At 46.7% G+C, this 20,100-nt stretch carries 18 protein-coding genes; 10 read left to right on the top strand and 8 right to left on the bottom strand.

The window, feature by feature from the left end:
* The first annotated feature begins 4 nt into the window (after window positions 1-4).
* The 5 genes from uraD to BKB51_RS00840 all read left to right on the top strand — a co-directional run bounded on the left by uraD (window position 5) and on the right by BKB51_RS00840 (window position 5,388).
* The gene (gene uraD, locus BKB51_RS00860) at window positions 5-520 is read left to right on the top strand and encodes a 2-oxo-4-hydroxy-4-carboxy-5-ureidoimidazoline decarboxylase (RefSeq protein ID WP_085899211.1); all 516 of its coding nucleotides are present in this window, start codon (window positions 5-7) and stop codon (window positions 518-520) included.
* The gene (gene puuE, locus BKB51_RS00855) at window positions 517-1,458 is read left to right on the top strand and encodes an allantoinase PuuE (RefSeq protein WP_085899210.1); all 942 of its coding nucleotides are present in this window, start codon (window positions 517-519) and stop codon (window positions 1,456-1,458) included. Before uraD ends, puuE begins: the two co-directional genes overlap by 4 nt.
* A gap of 52 nt (window positions 1,459-1,510) precedes the next feature.
* Window positions 1,511-2,512: an allantoicase gene (gene alc / locus BKB51_RS00850; protein ID WP_085899209.1), complete on the top strand. Its 1,002-nt coding sequence runs from the start codon at window positions 1,511-1,513 to the stop codon at window positions 2,510-2,512.
* A gap of 17 nt (window positions 2,513-2,529) precedes the next feature.
* Window positions 2,530-3,063, top strand: coding sequence for an ureidoglycolate lyase (locus tag BKB51_RS00845; RefSeq protein WP_085899208.1), 534 nt, complete (start codon window positions 2,530-2,532; stop codon window positions 3,061-3,063).
* 141 nt (window positions 3,064-3,204) lie between these two features.
* Window positions 3,205-5,388 (top strand): malate synthase G, encoded by a 2,184-nt coding sequence (locus BKB51_RS00840; RefSeq protein ID WP_085899207.1) that lies wholly within the window; start codon window positions 3,205-3,207, stop codon window positions 5,386-5,388.
* A gap of 691 nt (window positions 5,389-6,079) precedes the next feature.
* Here BKB51_RS00840 and BKB51_RS00830 read toward each other — a convergent pair.
* The 5 genes from BKB51_RS00830 to dgcN form a co-directional block, all read right to left on the bottom strand.
* The gene (locus BKB51_RS00830) at window positions 6,080-6,637 is read right to left on the bottom strand and encodes a hypothetical protein (RefSeq protein WP_085899205.1); all 558 of its coding nucleotides are present in this window, start codon (window positions 6,635-6,637) and stop codon (window positions 6,080-6,082) included.
* A 98-nt stretch (window positions 6,638-6,735) separates the two neighbouring features.
* A complete protein-coding gene (gene alr, locus BKB51_RS00825; RefSeq protein ID WP_085899204.1) occupies window positions 6,736-7,857 on the bottom strand; it encodes an alanine racemase in 1,122 nt (373 codons plus the stop codon).
* Between the two features lie 92 nt (window positions 7,858-7,949).
* Window positions 7,950-8,798: a D-amino-acid transaminase gene (locus tag BKB51_RS00820; protein ID WP_085899203.1), complete on the bottom strand. Its 849-nt coding sequence runs from the start codon at window positions 8,796-8,798 to the stop codon at window positions 7,950-7,952.
* A 32-nt stretch (window positions 8,799-8,830) separates the two neighbouring features.
* Window positions 8,831-9,811 carry an N-acetyl-D-Glu racemase DgcA gene (dgcA, locus tag BKB51_RS00815; protein ID WP_085899202.1) on the bottom strand — a complete coding sequence of 327 codons (981 nt, stop codon included), beginning with the start codon at window positions 9,809-9,811 and terminating at the stop codon, window positions 8,831-8,833.
* On the bottom strand, window positions 9,808-10,806 hold the full coding sequence (dgcN, locus tag BKB51_RS00810; RefSeq protein ID WP_085900160.1) for an N-acetyltransferase DgcN: 999 nt from the start codon (window positions 10,804-10,806) through the stop codon (window positions 9,808-9,810). The genes dgcA and dgcN overlap by 4 nt, the downstream gene beginning before the upstream one ends.
* A gap of 428 nt (window positions 10,807-11,234) precedes the next feature.
* Here dgcN and BKB51_RS00805 point away from each other — a divergent pair, with 428 nt between their 5' ends.
* Window positions 11,235-11,699, top strand: a complete 465-nt coding sequence (locus BKB51_RS00805) for an Lrp/AsnC family transcriptional regulator (RefSeq protein WP_085899201.1) — start codon at window positions 11,235-11,237, stop codon at window positions 11,697-11,699.
* Between the two features lie 21 nt (window positions 11,700-11,720).
* On the opposite strand, the gene BKB51_RS00800 is transcribed toward BKB51_RS00805, so the two are convergent.
* Window positions 11,721-12,515, bottom strand: a complete 795-nt coding sequence (locus BKB51_RS00800) for a substrate-binding periplasmic protein (protein ID WP_085899200.1) — start codon at window positions 12,513-12,515, stop codon at window positions 11,721-11,723.
* 321 nt (window positions 12,516-12,836) lie between these two features.
* On the opposite strand from BKB51_RS00800, the gene BKB51_RS00795 reads away from it, so the two are divergent.
* The 3 genes from BKB51_RS00795 to BKB51_RS00785 all read left to right on the top strand — a co-directional run bounded on the left by BKB51_RS00795 (window position 12,837) and on the right by BKB51_RS00785 (window position 16,649).
* Complete coding sequence (locus BKB51_RS00795) at window positions 12,837-14,192, top strand: NAD(P)-dependent oxidoreductase (protein WP_085899199.1); 1,356 nt, start codon at window positions 12,837-12,839, stop codon at window positions 14,190-14,192.
* A 97-nt stretch (window positions 14,193-14,289) separates the two neighbouring features.
* Complete coding sequence (preA, locus tag BKB51_RS00790) at window positions 14,290-15,597, top strand: NAD-dependent dihydropyrimidine dehydrogenase subunit PreA (RefSeq protein WP_085899198.1); 1,308 nt, start codon at window positions 14,290-14,292, stop codon at window positions 15,595-15,597.
* A gap of 89 nt (window positions 15,598-15,686) precedes the next feature.
* A complete protein-coding gene (locus tag BKB51_RS00785; protein WP_085899197.1) occupies window positions 15,687-16,649 on the top strand; it encodes a DMT family transporter in 963 nt (320 codons plus the stop codon).
* A 49-nt stretch (window positions 16,650-16,698) separates the two neighbouring features.
* Here the strand turns inward: BKB51_RS00785 and BKB51_RS00780 are convergent, their stop codons facing one another.
* Together BKB51_RS00780 and BKB51_RS00775 are read right to left on the bottom strand one after the other, a co-directional pair.
* The gene (locus BKB51_RS00780; RefSeq protein ID WP_085899196.1) at window positions 16,699-17,334 is read right to left on the bottom strand and encodes a TetR family transcriptional regulator C-terminal domain-containing protein; all 636 of its coding nucleotides are present in this window, start codon (window positions 17,332-17,334) and stop codon (window positions 16,699-16,701) included.
* Between the two features lie 49 nt (window positions 17,335-17,383).
* Window positions 17,384-18,025, bottom strand: a complete 642-nt coding sequence (locus BKB51_RS00775; RefSeq protein WP_085899195.1) for a TetR/AcrR family transcriptional regulator — start codon at window positions 18,023-18,025, stop codon at window positions 17,384-17,386.
* Window positions 18,026-18,578: 553 nt separating this feature from the next.
* Between BKB51_RS00775 and BKB51_RS00770 the strand changes: the two genes are divergently transcribed.
* Window positions 18,579-20,075, top strand: a complete 1,497-nt coding sequence (locus tag BKB51_RS00770) for a CoA-acylating methylmalonate-semialdehyde dehydrogenase (protein WP_085900159.1) — start codon at window positions 18,579-18,581, stop codon at window positions 20,073-20,075.
* The last annotated feature ends 25 nt before the right edge of the window (window positions 20,076-20,100 follow it).

The raw sequence follows: 20,100 nt of genomic DNA, 5'->3' as shown, positions 1-20,100 counted from the left end.
TTAAATGACAGATAGCTATTCACTGGAAACCGTAAACGCAATGTCTGACCAGTCCTTCGTTGAAGCCTTTGGTGATATTGCCGAACATTCTCCTTGGGTTGCGGAGGGGGCGGGTCGTTACCGTCCTTTCCAAAATAGGGACGAAATGATCACCCGTTTTGCGGACGTCATGCAAAGGGCTAGTGAGGAAACGCAATTGACCTTAATCCGAGCACATCCCGATCTGGCTGGAAAAGCTGCTTTATCGGGGGAGCTTACAGAAGATTCCAAAAACGAACAGGCCGGCGTTGGGCTTGATCAGTTGAGCCAGGATGAGTTCGAACGCTTTACTGATTTGAACAAACGCTATCTGGATCGTTTTGGCTTTCCCTTCATCTTTGCGGTGAAGGGGGCAACGAAGTTTATGATACTGGATGCTTTTGTTGAGCGTCTCGAAAATGATCAGGCCAAAGAGTTTGAAACGGCTCTGCAACAGATTGCGCGTATTATACGCTTTCGGCTAGAGGACAGAGTAGGATGAGTAGTTCTGATTATTCCCCTAACGATTTAAAGAACTATCCCAGAGACCTTGTGGGCTATGGTAACGACAGACCAACTGTTGTCTGGCCGGGAAAAGCCCGTGTGGCGGTACAGTTTGTGCTCAATTATGAAGAGGGTGGCGAGAACTGTGTGTTGCACGGCGATCCGGCATCAGAAACCTTTTTATCCGAAATTATCGGCGCGGCGGCCTTTGAGAGCGCACGACATATGTCCATGGAATCAATCTATGAATATGGATCCCGTGCAGGTGTCTGGCGCATTCTGAAATTGTTTAGAGAACGCAATATTCCAATCACGCTCTTTGCCGTTGCTATGGCGATGGAGCGCCATCCTGGAGTAATTGAAGCGGCGATGAAAGATGGCCATGAAATCTGTAGTCATGGTTATCGCTGGATCAACTATCACGGTATGTCGCGCGAAGAAGAGCGTGAACATATGCAAAAGGCGATAGAAATCCAGAAGTGCATAACGGGCGAGCGTCCGTTGGGCTGGTACACAGGACGGACATCGGAAAACACCCGCGAGCTGGTCGCAGAAGAGGGCGGCTTTATTTACGATGCTGATGATTATTCTGATGATCTACCCTTCTGGTCAAAAGTTGTGGATAAGCCGCATCTTGTCGTGCCCTATACTCTGGATACCAACGACATGCGTTTTGCCTCGGCACAGGGGTTCAACACCGGGGATCACTTCTTCACTTACCTGAAGGATGCCTTTGACACTCTTTACGAAGAGGGGGCGGAAGAACCCAAGATGATGTCCATCGGATTGCACTGTCGCTTGATCGGCCGCCCGGGTCGCTTTGCTGGTCTGAAGAAATTTGTCGATTACATTCAATCACACGATCATGTCTGGTGCGCGCGCCGTATTGATATCGCCAACCACTGGATTAAAAATCATCCCGTTACAGGATCTTAAATTGTTAGCAAGCAAGGAATTAACCTTGATGGGATTCAAAGGTTATAAATAAATGAGTAATTCTGAACTGGAAAAATACGCCGCCAAATATGTAAATCTTGCCTCGCCAAAATTTGGCACACAGGTGGTTTCGGCAACGGATGAATTTTTTGCTGCCAAGGAACGCATGATTGCTGATAGTGATGCGGTTTTTATCGAAGGTAAATTTGATGACCACGGCAAGTGGATGGACGGTTGGGAAAGTCGCCGCCGTAGGGGGGGAGGACATGATCATTGTCTGATCCGCTTAGGGGCCAAAGGCACCATTCGCGGCGTTGATATTGATACGTCTCATTTTACGGGAAACTACCCGCCAGCCGCTTCAATTGAAGCCTGTGTTTCGGTTGATGAGCCCGACGAAAATTCCAAGTGGGCCGAAATCGTTCCTGCCACTTCGCTGGGTGCTTCTGCGCATCACTTTGTAAAGGTCGAGGACGAAACACCCTATAACTGGCTGCGGTTGCATATCTATCCCGATGGCGGTGTGGCGCGGTTGCGTGTTTATGGTGAACCCTTTTGCGATTGGGATGGTCGCGATGCCACGGGCATTCATGAACTCTCTGCGCTGACCAATGGTGGCCGTGTTGTCGGCTATAACGACGCGCACTATGGCAATGTCTGGTCATTGCTAACCGCTGGACGCGGTGTTGATATGGAAGATGGCTGGGAAACGCGTCGTCGTCGTGAACCCGGTAATGACTGGATTGTTATTGCGTTGGGGCACGCGGGAACCGTTGATAAAATCGAGGTTGATACTGCACACTTCAAGGGGAACTACCCCGATAGCTGTTCGATCTGTGCGGCACATGTCAGTGAAGGGACAGATGAGTCCATCATCACGCAGTCCATGTTCTGGGATGAATTGTTACCTCAACAGAAACTTCAGGCCGATAGCATTCATATCTTTGATAGTGAACACTTTAACGCGTCAAAACCGATTACTCACGTTCGTCTGAATATCTTCCCGGACGGTGGAGTTTCTCGATTACGTATTTTCGGTAGATTGGCTAAGTAGGGAATGAGTATAAGCCGATGACATCAAAATCACCTGAAACCACTCTTATAGATTTGAGGCCTGAACCCCTAACCAAAGAGGCCTTTGCTCCCTTTGGTCAGGTTATCGAAGCGGATCATGACAAAAGCTACCTGATTAACGAGGGAACGACCCGTCGTTTCCATGATTTGGCACAGGCAGACGTCAGGGATAGAGAAGGTGAGGCTATTTTCTCTATCTTTCGGGGGACGCCAAGACCTTTGCCAATTGCGATTTATATGATGGAACGCCATCCCTTGGGATCACAGGCTTTTATCCCCATGCAGCCTGCCCCTTGGTTGGTTGTGGTGTGTAAGGATGAAAACCCAACAGCTGCAGGATGTCGGGCTTTTCTTGCATCTGGCGTACAGGGCATTCAGTATCATAAAAATGTCTGGCATCATCCCTTGCTGGTGTTAGAGCCAACTCAGGATTTCCTGATTTTGGACAGAAAAGGACCTGCGGATGAAGGCGCGGCTAATTTGGAAGAACGCTGGTTTGAGGGGGGAGGTGCTCTTCTGAAAATTCCTTAATAGCCTCTTTGTAAAATTACCATATGATGAACACTATATAATTATAGCTGTTTAGCTTGATTTTTTCTTAAGGCGTGAAGAGTTAAGTTAAACAGCTATTACGGGCCCTTATTTTAAATATGAAGACTGGAATAGATAATAATGACTGATCGCATTAAGGTCGGCGCGCTGCAAATTGATAAAACGCTGCATAATTTTGTGAATAACGAAGCCCTGCCCGGGACAGGTGTTACCCCTGATGATTTTTGGGCTGGCATGAATGAACTGCTGCAAGATCTTATGCCGGAAAATGCAAAGCTGCTCGCGCGGCGGGCAGAGTTGCAAGGCCAGCTGAATAACTGGCATCGAGCTCACCCCGGTCCTATTACAGATCATGGGGCGTATAAATCATTTCTGGAAGAAATCGGTTATCTGGTTCCCGAAGGCGCTGATTTTGCCATTGAAACAGCAAATGTGGACGAAGAAATAACCTCTATCGCCGGACCCCAACTTGTGGTGCCTGTGATGAACGCGCGTTATGCCCTGAATGCGGCCAATGCGCGTTGGGGAAGCCTTTACGATGCGCTCTATGGCACCGATGCGATCCCGGAAACCGATGGGGCAGAAAAACAGGCTGGGTTTAACCCGGTTCGGGGGCAAAAGGTCATTGATTGGGCCAAGGATTTTCTTGATCAGGCTGCGCCGCTGAACGGTGGCTCTCACAAAGATGTTGTTTGTTATAAGGTTGATGACGGCAAACTGGTTGCGACACTGGAAAATGGTCAACGAGCAACCCTTTCTGATATCGCTGAATACAGAGGCTATCGCGGTGATCTCAATAATGCCTTTGCTCTTTTGATCCGTCATAATGGGCTGCATCTGGAAATCTCTGTTGATCGTAACCATCCCATCGGCAAGACAGATCCGGCGGGTGTTGCGGATGTTATTGTTGAGGCTGCGCTTTCAACCATTATGGACTGCGAAGATTCCGTCGCTGCGGTTGACGCAGAGGAAAAGGTTGCTGTCTATCGTAACTGGCTCGGCCTGATGCGGGGCGACCTGTCCACGGATCTGCAAAAGGGTGGCAAGACCATTACCCGTCGATTAAAAGATGATCGAACCTATCAGACTGGTACGGGCGAAAGTCTCACCTTGCAAGGGCGGAGCCTGATGCTGGTCCGCAATGTCGGGCATCTTATGACCAACCCGGCTATTCTGGTCGGGGATGACGCCCGCGAAGTTCCCGAAGGTTTGATAGATGCGATGATCACGGCGGTTATCGCCAAACACGATCTTCTCAAATCTTCCGGTTCGAAAGAAGCGTCTATACGAAATAGCCGGACAGGCTCTGTCTATATCGTGAAACCTAAAATGCACGGGCCTGACGAAGTGGCTTTTGCCGACAAGATTTTCACAAAGGTCGAAGATCTCTTGGGGCTGAAACGCCACACTCTTAAAATCGGGATTATGGATGAAGAGCGCCGGACCACGCTGAATTTAAAAGAAGCAATCCGTGCCGCCAAACATCGGGTGTTCTTTATCAATACAGGCTTCCTGGATCGCACGGGTGATGAAATCCACACGGCCATGGAGGCTGGCCCCATGATCCGCAAAGGCGATATGAAAAACGCCGCGTGGATCAAGGCTTATGAAGACTGGAATGTGGATATTGGCCTTGCCTGTGGCCTTAGTGGCCGTGCGCAAATTGGCAAAGGCATGTGGGCCATGCCGGACCTGATGGCCAATATGCTGGACCAAAAGTCCGGCCACCCGCAAGCGGGCGCGAATACGGCTTGGGTGCCATCCCCCACAGCGGCAACCCTACACGCAACCCACTATCACGCGATCAACGTCTTTGATCGCCAGAAAGAACTGGCGCAAAGAGAGCGTGCATCTCTGAACGATTTGATCTCAGTCCCTGTTGCCAAAGACACCAACTGGTCCCCGGACGAGGTACAACGCGAACTGGATAACAACGCCCAAGGCATTCTGGGATACGTTGTCCGCTGGGTCGATCACGGTGTGGGCTGTTCCAAAGTCCCCGACATCAACAACGTCGGCTTGATGGAAGACCGCGCAACCCTGCGCATTTCCTCCCAACACATCGCCAACTGGCTCCATCACGGCATTTGCACCGAAGCCCAAGTCATGGAAACCATGAAACGCATGGCAACCGTCGTCGACGGGCAAAATGCAGACGATCCAGTCTACAAGCCTATGGCCGATGATTTTGACACCTCAATCGCCTTTCAAGCGGCTTGTGATCTGGTTCTTAAAGGTGCTGTGCAACCGTCTGGATATACCGAGCCGATATTACATGCTAAGCGGTTGGAGTTGAAAGGGTAAAGGGTGAATTTATACTTTAACTTATCTTCAAATGGTGAATGAAATTTTTTTGTTCACCATTTGAGTTCCTTATTTCTTTTTTCAAACTGAGTTAACTCTGTTTTTGATAAACACCAACGTATAAAATTAGCTTTTTCAAATAGGCAAGAACATTTGGGATTTGTTGTTGCGTATACAATTTTTGTTGGCTTATTCTTTGACCACTTACTAAAATAAAATCCTATACCTGCATGGTAGGTACTAGTGTATTTTCTGTCTTCTACATAAAACGCATAATCGACACTAAATCGCATGTATTTATCCAGCCATCGACGTGTTACTTGTCCCGTTATAAAGGATGGTTTCGTACAGGCGATTATAACTTTTTCATGCTGTTTCATCGGGGCGAGAAAAATAGAAAAAATAAGAAGAAAATTAATTGATAACCCTGCATAGAGGGGGAATAATTTATCGCTTTGTATGTAACTGTAAAAACATATAGCAGAAATCAGCAGAATTAAGAATATTATTAGCAAAATACGTCTAAAAAGCTTTGATTTATAAATCTGAAGATTTGCTATGTTCAGGTCATTTTTTTTCAAGCTGTTTTAAGATTTCTTTGAAATCTCTAGAACTAAATAAACTCAATATAAGTTTTGAAGTACTCATTTTAGTGTCTATTGTTATGCTTTAAGTGAAAGAACTTTATCACCTAACTCGTATAAGATAAGGAATAATGTTTAAGTTCTTTTGAATGATAAAGTGTAGAGAAATTAGGATCTTTTGACCAGTAAACAATATCAACAACAGCTTTTTCTTTCCACTGAGAAGAAGAAAACCAAGATCCTATATTGGATTGCCCTTTGTATGTTCTGTTTTCCACTGTAAATTCGTATGCGACAGAACACATGCCATAATGATGATATATTTTATTAACGATCACTCCTTTTGAAACTTGTCCTTGATTATAAGATAGGAACTCATTCGTTAATATCTTAAAATAGTTTTTATAGACAACGTAGAAACCGATAATAATAAATAGAAATATGAGAATAGGGTATGAATAATGAAATTCCTCATATGATTTGCTTATGAGAAAGTAAATTAGCGGCGTTTCAATGGCGATTAATATTAATAAAGCAGATAGAAAACATATCGAAAATCTATTTAATGCTTTGTGGTTGATTGCTTGGTTCTTTTTTAAATTGTCATATAAAATCCTGACATCGTGTTTTGAAAATAAGATAAATAAGTAAAAGCCAACGGGCATTTATTAATCCCTGTAAATAATTACCAATCAATATATTCAGAAATAAATTTACCTTTTAAATAATCTATTTTATTGATCTTACTTATTATTTAACAATCTCAAACATACTTCCGAACTGTCCGGTCACTGACACGGGTGAAGAGCTCGTAAGCTGAGGTGCCAGCCATGACGGCGGCGTCTTCGACCAGGCTGTTGGGGCCGAAAATTTCAACCATGTCGCCTTTTTTGTAAGCATCTGATGGAATGTCTGTGAGGTCAATAGTGATCATATCCATAGAGACACGACCGAGCATTGGTGTGCTGAACCCATTAAGAGCTACTTTGTGGCCTTCTCTGGTTTCATGTCGGAAGAAAGCGCGCATAACCCCGTCTGCATAGCCACAGAGAATTACGCCAATTTCACTATCCTTGCTCATTTCTGTTGCACCGTAACCTACGGAATCATTGGATTTTAGGTGTTTTATCTGCGCCAGTGGTGCTCTGAAGGTTGCGACTGTTTTCAGGCGAGAACAATTGTTTTCATAATAATGCGGATCGTGACCGTAAAGGCCAATTCCGGGTCGCACGAGGTCAAAGTGATATTCCGATCCAAGCAGAATGCCGCCGGTATTGGCAAGGCTTGCTGGGACATTCGGAAACTCAGCTCGTATCATTTTGAAGGCTTTGAGTTGTTCCGGATTGTGACGGGACTGTTGCTCATCTCCACTCGATAGGTGGCTCATCACCAGCTTGATGTCGAGTTGCCCAAGTTTTGTTTTATCGGAAAGCAGTGTTTCCAAATTTTGTGCAGAAAGTCCCAGACGATTGATCCCGGTCTCAAAGTGCAGCGCCACGGGCGCAAGGCCGCTGTGGGCCGAAATCCAATGGTTAATACCTTCGATATCATAGAGGCAGGGAACAAGTTTGTGTTCTTTGAGAAGCTCGCAATCCAGAGCGAGGAAAGGAGAGAGTACAAATATCGTTGCGTTGGGCAGTAAAGCCCTGATTTCCACACCTTCGCTAGCCAGCGCTACAAAAAAGGTTTCACAGCCTTCTTCACTGAGGGCTTGAGCAATTTGATTACTCCCCATGCCATAAGCATTGGCTTTTATAACACCTGAACACTCGCCCGACACCATACCCTGTAGTGTTTTGTAGTTATCAACCACCGCATTGAGATCGACAATAAGTTCAGGGCTGGTGCTTTGAGGGACAGCGTTGCGGGTAGGTAGGTGTGTCATCTATGGCGGTCCTGCTTGATGAAAGAATAGGCTGCCAATTAGGGATGGACAGCCTATTTTACATTTATTGAGTTTTTCCTTAAACCTGAGGCTTAACTTGCGAGAGCTTGTTCAATATAGAGTTGACGCAAACGCTTGGTTAATTCACCCGGCTTGCCATCCCCAATTTTCTCACCGTCAAGGGAAATAACGGCTGTCACAAAGGTGGTAGCCGAAGTTACAAAGGCCTCGGCGGCATTGCGCACTTCATCCAGTGTGAAGGGGCGCTCTTCCACTTCCATATCGGCTTCGTTGGCAAGGGAGAGCACGGCACGACGGGTAATGCCGTGCAGGATTTCATTGCCCAAATGACGGGTAATGATCTTGCCTTCCTTGCTGATGATATAGGCGTTGTTTGAACTGCCTTCGGTTACAAAACCATCTTCGTACATCCACGCATCGTCCGCACCTGCAACCACGGCGGCCTGTTTGGCAAGGGCAGGGGCCAAGAGACCAACGGTTTTGATGTCCCGACGTTGCCAGCGAATGTCTTCGACAGAGATCACGGCAAGGCCGCGTTCAGCAGAGGGGCTGTTCAACAGGTTCTTTTCCTGTGTGAACATCACCAGTGACGGTGTTGCGTCTTTCGGGAAGCCAAATTCACGGTCTGCGGCGCCACGGGTGATTTGCAAATACAAACCGCCTTCTTTCAGGCCGTTTTGTTTGATCAGCTTGTTTTGAATGGTCACGATTTCATCCATGGAAACCGGGCTGGTCATTTGTAGCTCATCCAATGATCGCTGAAGGCGGACAAGATGCGCTTCGTTGTCGATCAAACGCCCTTCCAAGACGGTTGAAACTTCATAAACGCCATCTGCAAATAGAAATCCGCGATCAAAAACGGAAACCTTGGCATCTTCTTCGGGGAGGAAAGACCCGTTTACATAAACTGTTCTGCTCATATTCTTAAAATTCCTTATGACCCAACAGGGGCTTAACCCCAAAGCGCTTTTTCAGGTGGGGCAATTTCAACACCAGTGAAAACCAGACCGGGTTCACAATCTTCTGCCAGCAACAACGGCGCGTCCAGATCAACAACCTTGCTACCCTGGGCAATAAGCATCGCCGGGGCCATGGCAAGGGATGACCCAAGCATACAGCCCGTCATGATTTCAAAGCCGAGCTTTTCCGCTTCCTGTTTCATGGCGAGGGCTTCGGTCAGGCCACCTGTTTTATCCAGCTTGATGTTTATCATGTCATACTTGCCAACAAGCTTGGGCAGGGAAGCCCGATCGTGACAGGACTCATCGGCACAGATCGTGATTGGACGATCCAGTTCTTTGAGCAGGTCATCATCACCAGCGGGAAAGGGCTGTTCGATCATTTCAACGCCCAGCTTGACCAGTTCAGGTACAATTGCGTTGTACACCTCTTTGGTCCAGGCTTCGTTGGCATCAACGACGATACGGGCTGTTGGATGGCCTTTGCGCACAGCGGCAACACGGGCAAGATCACCTTCGCCGCCCAGTTTGAGCTTTAGAAGGGGTTTGTCCTGATTGTCGCGGGCGTCCTGTTCCATTGTTTCCGGATCGGACAGGGATAGAGTATAAACGGTGGTCGCTGGTTCCATAGGAATACCAGCGATTTCCCACGCGCGTTTGCCAGCCTTCTTGGCTTCCAGATCCCAAAGGGCTGCATCAACGGCAAAACGTCCGGCACCTGCGGGCATGGCGGCTTGTAGCTCTGTGCGTGTCATGCCGCCTTCAAGGGCTGGCAGGATTTCATTGATCTGTGCCGTCACAGATTCCACAGACTCACCATATCTGGGATAGGGAACGCATTCGCCCTGTGCCTTTATGCCGTCTTCTTCAATGTAAACGTTGAGAACGACAGCTTCGGTCTTGGACCCGCGGGAAATGGTAAAAGACCCGCGGATTGGCCAAGGTGTAGAAGAAATAGTTATCTTGCGGCTCATGACAGGTTATCCACGATTGCGGCTACTCCTGTACGAACAGGATCAACAGTCGGCAGGCCAAACTCTTCTTCTGTTTTTGCCAGATAGGCTTTGGCTTCTTCATCGCTCAACTTTGATGTGTTGATGGCGATACCGACAAACTTTGCATTTTTGTTTGTCAGTTTTGCTGCGGCCAGATTTGCATCCATGCATTCTTTTATGGATGGTAGTCCAAAGTCAGGAAGTCCGCGCATGTGTGTCCGTGTGGGTTCGTGGCAAAGGACCAATGCATCGGGCTGTGACCCATGGATCAGACCGAGTGTCACGCCAGCAAAGGAGGCATGGAACAAAGATCCCTGACCTTCGATAATATCCCAGTGATCGTCATCATTGGCGGGTGAGTGGGTTTCTACAGAGCCGGAAATAAAATCAGCAGCCACGGCATCAACGGAAACACCATCACCCGTGATCAGGATCCCGGTTTGACCTGTGGCACGGAAATCAGCCTTAACACCACGGGCGCGCAGTTCTTTTTCAATGGCGAGGGTGGAATACATTTTACCACAAGAACAATCGGTTCCCACGGCGAGCAGGCGTTTGCCCGGACGTTTTGTCCCTGCGGCAACAGGATAGCTGCGGGATGGATGGCGCACATCGTGAATTTCACGGCCAAGGCGTTTTGCGGCTTCTGCTAGTTCAGGAACGTCTGCAAGTTTGTTGTGAAGACCTGCGGCCAGATCAAGGCCGGCTTCCATGGCTTCGATCAGGGCCTTTACCCACGTTGCATCAATAACACCGCCCCGGTTGGCAACCCCGACAACCATGCTTTTGGCGCCATTGGCAATTGCTTCGGCAGGTGTCATGTCGGTTAGCCCCAGATCAGCGTTACAGCCATCAAGACGAAGCTGTCCGACACAGTTTTCCGGACGCCAGTCTTTAATGCCCTGGGCGACCTTGGCGGCAAGGGGATCAGCGGCATTGCCGAGGAAAAGAAGATAAGGTGTTTTAATGCTCATACTTGTTACTCCCTCAATGCACCATTTTTGATGCAAGGTTTTGTTCTTGTGCCCTTTGTGACTGTCTTGATGTGACTGTCCTGGACGGTTGCCGGAAGCTACTCTTTTGCGATTTCCCTGAATATCCCGAAAGATTTGGATCAACGATCCTTTATTTTGATCGGTAATCCTAACCTCAGACGAGAATTCATTCAAAGACAGAATAGACTTCTTTTTTGAACCTTCAACCAATGTCTTACTGCACCCCTGAAATTCGGGCGTGATATTGGGTAATCACTTGTCGGGACAGTTTTAGTATTACTGGTATCGGCCAATTTCGCGAATATTATGACAAAATTGAACTCGTAATGTTTCCTAAATTTTAGTATATGTGATTTTAATTTTGGAATAAAATTCGAATATTGAAGATTAAGTCAGGAAAATATTCTATGGATAAGATTGATGCGAAAATTCTTACAGCTATTCAAAAGGATTGCAGAATACCAATCGCTACCTTGGCGGACGAAGTCGGTCTTTCCCCCTCTGCCTGTCATCGTCGTGTGAAAATTTTGGAAACTGGCGGTCAGATTGCGGGTTATGTCGCAAGGCTTGATCCCAAGGCTTTGGGTTATTCCATCGAGATTTTCATGGAGATAACCCTGACATCCCAAAGTGAAGAGGCTTTTGATAAGTTTGAAACGGCTGTTAAGGCAACCCCTGAAATATCGGAATGTTATTTTATGGCGGGGCAGGCGGATTATCTCTTGAGGATTGTCGCCAAGAATGTTGCCGACTATGAACGTATTCACAGATCGGCCTTGTCCCGTTTACCGGGCGTGGCACATATGCAATCGAACTTTACCTTGCGCACGGTACGGCCATGGCGTGGGTATCCGGTTGGTGATAATCTCTAGAAAAGTCATCCTAGCCTATGGTCACTGATATTTATTGTGTATTCGCTTCATTGTGCCGTCATCGTGCATGTCTTGAACGACTTGACCGACATGGTCGATAATAGCCAGATGCTTTGATTTGCGGGACATGGCAAAATAGAGAGGCACTTCGACATTGGGATTGTACTGTGCTTTTTCCAACTTCCCTTTAAAGCCCATGGTTAGAACTTCATAGGATGCATTGGGGTCTGTTCCGACATAGGTATCAATGCGGTTGGAATTGAGCATGGGAAGTAATCGCTGTTCTTTATCGACATCGACTTTAGGGATCGTTTCATCCTTGTTAAAGGGATCAAAGTAATGGGATTTGGCAACATAGCCAACCCGAAGTTTATAAAGATCATCATAGTTTTTTAAAATGCCTGCCTCTCCATTCCGGACATAGAAAACAACTGATACCGCTGAATAGGGAGGGGAGGAATAGGCCATATATTTTTCGCGGTCGGCGTTTTTTGCGACACCGGAAAACAGATCCAGTGCGCCGCTTTCCAGCTCGAGAAGGCATCGTTTAAAGGGGCAAACTCTTATGTCGAATTCAACGCCGAGGCGTTTTTCCATCTCCAGTCCGACATCGTAGTTAATGCCGGAAATTTGAGATTGCTCGGTCATGCTATAGGGCGGCCAATGAGAGATGCCGTATCTTATCTTCTCATCAGCGATGACAGGTTTCAGGAGTAAGAAGGGGCTTAATAAAATACCCAGAATATACATAAAAACCGGAATGTTTATAGAGCTTGAAATGTTCCGGGCTCTACGGGCACTTCCTATCGCTAACATTTATCATAGCCTTTTATTGCCCCCTTATATTGTCAACTGGCAATGGACCAACAAGCAATGAAATTGTAGCGGACAAATGTTAACCATAAAATAACGGAATAAAATGCCGCAATAAAATACTATAAACTATATGCTTCCCGGTTCTAAATTGCTCATTTTGTAATCGTGAAATAATAAAAAATTTATCAAATGATAAAAAAAATTGACTAGCGCGGTTATTTCACCTTAGAATTATACCAAACAGGGATAGATACCACCCCACAAGAGGGCGGATCTTACGTCAAAAGTATAATAATTACATATACGTCAGGGAGATTATGGATGAGTACCAACGCCGGTAGTCGGCCCGATATCCAGTCTAGCCGTCTTGAAGATGAAGACTACAGCAAGAATTTTAGTGATATCCATCCGCCACTTAGTAAGCACGAAGCCTTTGTCGAAGCAGATCGTTGCTATTTTTGTTACGATGCACCGTGTACTGTTGCATGTCCGACATCTATCGATATTCCTATGTTCATTCGTCAGATTGCAGCCGACAATCCAAAAGGATCTGCGAAGACGATTTTTGAACAGAATATCCTTGGCGGTATGTGTGCTCGCGTTTGTCCAACAGAAACGTTATGTGAACAAGCGTGTGTTCGTGAAGAAGCAGAGGGCAAGCCTGTTAAAATCGGTCTGCTCCAACGTTTTGCGACTGATCACCTACTAGAAGACGGAGATAAGATCTTCAAGCGAGCGGCACTTACCGGCAAGCGTGTTGCTGTCGTTGGTGCTGGTCCGGCGGGACTTTCTTGTGCACATCGTCTGGCAATGCATGGACATGACGTGGTTGTCTATGATGCCCGTGAAAAGGCTGGAGGCCTGAACGAATACGGTATTGCCGCCTATAAATCTGTTGATAACTTCGCGCAAAAGGAAGTTGAATTCCTGCTCTCTATTGGCGGGATAACGATTGAAAACGGTAATCGTCTGGGCGAGACAATTTCTCTTGCTGATCTCAGACAAAATTTTGATGCTGTCTTTTTGGGAATGGGTCTTGCGGGTATCAATGCATTACGTGCCGAAGGTGAAGACCTTGATGGCGTCGTCGATGCTGTTTCCTACATTGCCGATCTACGTCAGGCAACGGATCTGTCGAAAATTTCCGTTGGTCGAAAAGTGGTTGTTATAGGTGGTGGTATGACCGCAGTTGATGCGGCTGTTCAAACCAAGCTGCTAGGCGCCGAGGAAGTGACCATTCTCTATCGTCGTGGCAAGGAACAGATGAATGCCAGTGAATACGAACAGGAACTGGCACAAACCAACGGTGTTACGATCCGCCACTGGATCAAACCGAACAAGTTGATCGGTGAGGATGGCAAGGTTGTTGCCATTGAATGTGAGTATACGGAAAGTAAAAATGGTTCTTTGTCCGGTACTGGCGAAACACTGACGTTGGAGGCCGATATGGTGTTCAAGGCAATTGGTCAGAACTTTGTTGCCGCGCCGTTGAACGGATCTGCCGAAGCAATTGAACTGGATAGTGGTCGTATAAGGGTTGATGAAAATCGCCGTACCAGCCTGGGTGATGTCTGGGCCGGAGGGGATTGTATTGCAGGTGGTGAAGATCTCACCGTTGCAGCAGTAGAAGACGGAAAGGTTGCTGCTGAAGCAATCAATGATGTGCTGAGCGCTTAACACAGTCGCTGGCTACTGCTTATCCCTTTGGGAATATCAATAATGGGCTTTTGGATATTCCCGCTCTTACGACACTCCTTATTTAAGGAACAAGATTATGGCTGATATTAGTTGCAATTTCCTCGGAATTAAATCTCCGAACCCCTACTGGTTAGCATCTGCGCCGCCAACAGATAAAGAATACAACGTCGTGCGAGCCTTCGAAGCTGGCTGGGGCGGCGTGGTTTGGAAGACATTGGGAGAAGGTGATCCCGTTGTGAATGTGAATGGCCCTCGGTATGGGGCTATCCACGGTCCGGATCGTCGTCTACTTGGCTTAAATAATATTGAGTTGATTACAGATCGTTCATTGGAAACCAATCTGGAAGAGATTACCCGGGTAAAAAAGAACTGGCCGGACAGAGCATTGATTGTCTCTTTGATGGTCCCCTGTGAAGAGCAGAGCTGGATTGACATCCTAAAGCGTGTTGAAGAAACAGGATGTGATGGCGTTGAGTTAAATTTTGGCTGTCCGCATGGAATGTCAGAGCGTGGAATGGGGGCTGCAGTCGGTCAGGTTCCTGAATATGTCGAGATGGTAACACGTTGGTGTAAAACTCATTCAGATCTTCCGGTTATCGTTAAGTTGACACCAAATATATCAGATATCAGACAATCGGCACGAGCAGCGCATCGCGGCGGTGCTGATGCTGTGTCCCTTATCAATACGATTAACTCCATCGTATCTATTGATCTTGACGCAATGGCGCCAAATCCAACTGTTGATGGCAAAGGGACGCACGGTGGTTATTGTGGGCCTGCTGTGAAGCCTATCGCTTTAAGTATGGTTTCCGAAATTGCACGTGATCCTGAAACGCATGGTCTGCCAATCTCTGGTATAGGTGGTGTTACTACGTGGAAAGATGCAGCCGAGTTTATGGCACTGGGATCTGGTTCTGTTCAGGTTTGTACAGCTGCTATGACCTACGGTTTTAAAATCATTGAAGAACTAAATGCTGGCCTGTCAAATTGGATGGATGAGCAGGGATACGACAAGCTGGATGATTTTATTGGTCGTGCTGTACCGAATGTGACGGACTGGCAGTATTTGAACCTGAACTATATCGCCAAAGCTAAAATTGATCAGGATGCATGTATCAAGTGTGGTCGTTGCCATATTGCCTGTGAAGATACGTCCCACCAGGCGATCACTTCAATGGTTGATGGTGTACGCAAATTCGAAGTGATCGATGACGAATGCGTTGGGTGTAACCTCTGCGTTAGTGTATGTCCTGTGGAAGATTGTATTACCATGGAGCAAATGACAGAAGGCAGTGATCCGCGGACAAATAAGCCGATTGATCCTGATTACGCAAATTGGACCACACATCCAAACAACCCCTCTGCGGTGAAAGCAGCAGAATAGATCTGGTAATTTTTATCTGACGCGTTATCTTTCGTGGCCTGGTTTTTTCGGGCTTGAAAAGAATTATCGAGCCATTAAAGGAAGATAGCGTGTCAGTCAGATCTACCCCGGAAGCTTCAGCGCTATCCCAAAACTCAGATAATCAGACATCAAATACTCGAACAGCGCATGTTGCCATGTTGCTGTTTATCTTTTTTGTCAGCACATCTTTTCCTGTTGGTTCAGCGATAACCCATGCGCTTGATCCAAGTGCTCTTACATTCCTGCGGTTTGTTATTGCATCTTGTGCCTTTGGCATACTTCTGTTGGTAAAAAAGCAATTGCCGTGGCAGAAATCGGGGCCGGGACCACTTTTACTCCTCAAATATTTTTGGCTTGGTTTTCTACTGGTTGTGTTTTTTATTACCATGTTCGAAGGTCTTCGCTGGGGTAGTCCGGTTAACCTTGGGGCCGTTTTTACTCTTATTCCGATGATGACGGCAGTCATCGCTTTCTTTTTGTTGGGGCAACGTACAACAATTCGCTTGTGGGGTGGATTGATCATCGCGGCTCTTGGCGCGATCTGGATTGTTTTTGATGGCAATATTGAAAATTTGCTCAACTTTTCTCTTGGTAAAGGGGAGCTGATTTTCTTGATCGGGTGTTTTAGCTACAGTGCCTATTCGCCGTTCGTCCGTAAATATCATGGCGGCGAAAATCTATTGGTTCTGACGTTCTGGACACTTATTGCCGGGGTGATTTTACTGGGTATCTATGGGTTTGAGGATATACAAAAAAGTCCTTGGCTCCAGCTCGATTGGTCCATCTATGCGGCGATTGTCTATCTGGCGTTATGCAACACTGCTTTGTCTTTTTATTTGCTCAAGTTTGCAAGCTTTCGACTGCCAGCCGCAAAGGTCATGGCCTACACATTTTTAACACCGGCAATTGTTCTTGCCATCCAAAGTATCGTTTCTGGTTCGGTACCTGATATTAAGCTGATTATCGGCGCGATTATTACGGCGTCGGCGATGGTATTTTTACAGCGCAGTGCTGATCAATCTCCGAGATAATGAAGTTGAGGGTTAATTGGGCCAAGTAATAGCAAAGCCCTGAAAGGGTTTATCTTGGTTTGATGCCCTCGAAGAAGACGGTGCTGATTGTATTGCCAGCCTTCTCGAAATAATCTGCTTGATCAACTTCGTCGCCCAATATCGCCCGCATCTGTATTTTAAAATCAGCATAGTGCTGTGTTGTTGCCCAGATCATGAAAATAAGATGGTAGGGATCAACCTTGGTAAGTTTTCCGGATTTGACCCAATGGTGAATGACAGCAGCTTTTTCGTCGACCAGATCCTTTAGTGATCCTTTGAGAACGTGTTCAATCATTGGCGCGCCGTGAAGGATTTCGTTGGCAAAAAGCCGTGATGCCGTTGGATCATTCTGTGACATCTGTAGCTTCAGGCTTGTGTATTTGCCAATTTCCTTAATGGGATCGCCATCTGGATCAAGTTCTGTTAGCGGGGTGAGCCATTCATCCAGTGTTCGTTCTAAAACAGAAATGTAGATGTCTTCTTTACGGCGGAAATAGTAGAGAAGGTTTGGTTTCGACATCTCTGCTTTCTGGGCAATCTGGTCGATGGTTGTCCCTCGGAAGCCAAAGGTCGCAAAGATATCCAGCGCAGCTTCCAGGATCTTGGCTTCATTCTTAGCCTGTATACGTGTACGCTTTTTTGTCTGACCGGCTCTTGGGTTCATAACCACTTACTTCTTCTCTCAAATATCAAATTATCGGACAAATTTTAACCTATCGGGCTCCGATACCCTTGAGGATGATCTCTATAGCATTGTCTTTTGCCGTTTGGTATTGCGTATCACTCAAAGGAGTGCCCCCGTTCAGGGTTTCGATCTGATGATTGAAATCGGCATAGTGTTGTGTCGTTGACCAGATCATGTAGAGCAGATAGTGGGGATCGACCGGGTTGATACGACCCTGATCTATCCAGCGTTGAATGACTGATACTCTTGATTCCGTCCAATCTTTCAAGGTGGTTTCAAGATAGTCCTGAATAACGGGCGCGCGGCGGATAATTTCATTGGCCCAGACTTTTGACCCCATGGGGTTTTCCCGGGATATATCCATCTTCTTCTCTATGTATCTGGTCAGGGCTTCGACAGGATCGTCGCAGTCGTCAAATGAATCCGCTGCCTGAAGCCAGATGTTGAAAATGTTATCAACAACTTGACGATAGAGGGCCTGTTTTGTTGGGAAATAATAGTGCAGATTGGCTTTGGGCATTTTTGCCCGCTCAGCAATCATGCTTGTCGTTGCTCCCCGAAAACCATACTCGGCAAAAACACTTTCTGCAGCCTTGAGAATTATCTTTTCTTTTTCCTGCCGAATACTCGCCTTAGAGTTTGATTTTATTGCTCTTTCCACTTTTGTCATTTTGTTTCCTGCCGTGTTGCCCAAACGGGATCCGACATGTGTTTTTAGTGTTGACCAAATGGTCAGGATTTAGTAGCGTTAATTTGACCAAATGGTCAGGAATTTAAGAAAAATACACTTAAATATTGACCATAAAGTAAATAATTATAAAGGCAGGTTAAACAACTGCCAAAATAAAAACAAGGCCGGGGACAGAAGACACCGGTAGTACAGGGAGTATAGGTACATGCATAAAATAGGTGGCAACAACTGAGATCAAAGACTGTATGTTGAAGGCGCTTTTTACAAAGCTATCTTCAAATTTAAGTAACAGGAAAATCGGAACAATAATCTTTAAAACGATTTATGTCTGTCGCTTAAGCTGCTGACCTTTTTATGACGCGATAACAGGTTCTTGTTATTGACGTAAAACATTATCTTTTCCTTCACCCCCGTTGTCCTGCGGCCTCTTGTCATAGGTTGTTTTCTGACGTGTGCATTGGATGCGCGTAGAGAATAACAGGTTCAAATTTATAAGCGTAACAAACGCTTAAGTGACTTTATGGGTGGTGAAATGGAACGGATCAGTAATGCAATCGCAGGCGAACGGCGCCTTTCTTCAAGTACGCGAAGCTCTAAGATTTTTAACCCTGCGACGGGTGAACAGATTGCAGAGTTACCTCTTTCGACAGTTGATGAAGTAAACGAAGCCGTTGCTTCTGCCAAAGCTGTTGCAAAAGAATGGGGGGCAACGCCACCGCTTAAACGCGCACGCTATATGTTCCGTTTCAAGGAATTACTGGATGCTCATGCAGATGATATCGCGCGTGAGATCAGTCGCGAACATGGTAAGACACATGACGATGCCTTGGGGGAAGTAGCTCGTGGTATCGAAGTGGTAGAGTTTGCTTGTGGTATTCCTCAGCTTTTAAAGGGTGAGTTCAGCAGAAACGTTGGGCCTCAAGTCGATAGCTATTCAGATCGCCAACCTCTTGGCGTTGTTGCAGGCATTACACCTTTTAACTTCCCCGCGATGGTGCCGCTTTGGATGTACCCAATCGCTATTGCTGCGGGTAACACCTTTGTTCTCAAACCATCCGAGCGTGATCCATCAGCCCCGATGCTGATTTGGGATCTCTTTAAAAAAGCGGGCTTCCCGGATGGTGTCTTGAATGTGGTTCACGGCGATAAAGAAGCTGTCGATACCCTTTTGGATCATCCCGATGTGAAGGCTATTTCTTTTGTAGGGTCAACGCCGATTGCGGAATATGTCTATTCCCGTGGAACAGCAAAAGGCAAGCGTGTCCAAGCGCTGGGTGGTGCGAAAAACCACATGATTATCATGCCGGACGCTGATATGGACAAAGCGGCTGATGCCTTGATGGGGGCAGGGTACGGTTCTGCTGGTGAACGTTGTATGGCGATCTCTGTTGCGGTGCCTGTTGGTGAGGAGACAGCGGATAAGCTGGTTGAAATCCTCAAGCCACGTGTCGAAAGCATGCGGATTGGGCCGAGCACTGATGTGGATGCGGATATGGGACCGGTTATTACCAAGGCACACCAGGAAAAGGTACTGGGATATATTGATCAGGGCGTTGCCCAGGGGGCTGATCTGGTTGTTGATGGTCGTAACTTCAAATTGCAGGGCTATGAGGATGGTTATTTTGTCGGGGGAACGCTTTTTGACCGCGTAACCGATGATATGACGATCTACAAAGAAGAAATCTTTGGTCCTGTTCTGTCTGTTTTGCGCGCCAAGGATTACGATCATGCTGTTGATCTGATCAACAAGCACGAGTACGGAAACGGAACCGCAATATTCACACGTGATGGTGATGCTGCGCGGTCATTCGCAGATGATATTGAGGTCGGGATGGTTGGTGTGAATGTGCCGATCCCCGTGCCAGTAGCTTATCATTCCTTTGGCGGATGGAAACGATCTCTCTTTGGTGATCATTCCATCTATGGTCCGGAAGGTGTGCGTTTCTATACAAGGCTAAAGACGGTCACAACACGTTGGCCTGCTGGTATTAAGGAAGGGGCAGTCTTTACCTTCCCGAACATGGATTAGAATAAGGGCATCGGGATAGGTCAGC

Source organism: Kiloniella majae, assembly GCF_002118315.1.
In the GTDB taxonomy this organism is placed as follows: domain Bacteria; phylum Pseudomonadota; class Alphaproteobacteria; order Kiloniellales; family Kiloniellaceae; genus Kiloniella; species Kiloniella majae.
Note: the sequence above shows the minus strand (reverse complement) of the source record. Positions and strands in the feature narration are given on the sequence as shown.

Excerpts from the sequence above, each read along its gene's own strand:
- uraD (WP_085899211.1), top strand. The coding sequence starts at position 5 with ATGACAGATAGCTATTCACTGGAAACCGTAAACGCAATGTCTGACCAG.
- puuE (WP_085899210.1), top strand. The coding sequence starts at position 517 with ATGAGTAGTTCTGATTATTCCCCTAACGATTTAAAGAACTATCCCAGA.
- alc (WP_085899209.1), top strand. The coding sequence starts at position 1,511 with ATGAGTAATTCTGAACTGGAAAAATACGCCGCCAAATATGTAAATCTT.
- BKB51_RS00845 (WP_085899208.1), top strand. The coding sequence starts at position 2,530 with ATGACATCAAAATCACCTGAAACCACTCTTATAGATTTGAGGCCTGAA.
- BKB51_RS00840 (WP_085899207.1), top strand. The coding sequence starts at position 3,205 with ATGACTGATCGCATTAAGGTCGGCGCGCTGCAAATTGATAAAACGCTG.
- BKB51_RS00830 (WP_085899205.1), bottom strand. The coding sequence starts at position 6,637 with ATGCCCGTTGGCTTTTACTTATTTATCTTATTTTCAAAACACGATGTC.
- alr (WP_085899204.1), bottom strand. The coding sequence starts at position 7,857 with ATGACACACCTACCTACCCGCAACGCTGTCCCTCAAAGCACCAGCCCT.
- BKB51_RS00820 (WP_085899203.1), bottom strand. The coding sequence starts at position 8,798 with ATGAGCAGAACAGTTTATGTAAACGGGTCTTTCCTCCCCGAAGAAGAT.
- dgcA (WP_085899202.1), bottom strand. The coding sequence starts at position 9,811 with ATGAGCCGCAAGATAACTATTTCTTCTACACCTTGGCCAATCCGCGGG.
- dgcN (WP_085900160.1), bottom strand. The coding sequence starts at position 10,806 with ATGAGCATTAAAACACCTTATCTTCTTTTCCTCGGCAATGCCGCTGAT.
- BKB51_RS00805 (WP_085899201.1), top strand. The coding sequence starts at position 11,235 with ATGGATAAGATTGATGCGAAAATTCTTACAGCTATTCAAAAGGATTGC.
- BKB51_RS00800 (WP_085899200.1), bottom strand. The coding sequence starts at position 12,515 with ATGTTAGCGATAGGAAGTGCCCGTAGAGCCCGGAACATTTCAAGCTCT.
- BKB51_RS00795 (WP_085899199.1), top strand. The coding sequence starts at position 12,837 with ATGAGTACCAACGCCGGTAGTCGGCCCGATATCCAGTCTAGCCGTCTT.
- preA (WP_085899198.1), top strand. The coding sequence starts at position 14,290 with ATGGCTGATATTAGTTGCAATTTCCTCGGAATTAAATCTCCGAACCCC.
- BKB51_RS00780 (WP_085899196.1), bottom strand. The coding sequence starts at position 17,334 with ATGAACCCAAGAGCCGGTCAGACAAAAAAGCGTACACGTATACAGGCT.
- BKB51_RS00775 (WP_085899195.1), bottom strand. The coding sequence starts at position 18,025 with ATGACAAAAGTGGAAAGAGCAATAAAATCAAACTCTAAGGCGAGTATT.
- BKB51_RS00770 (WP_085900159.1), top strand. The coding sequence starts at position 18,579 with ATGGAACGGATCAGTAATGCAATCGCAGGCGAACGGCGCCTTTCTTCA.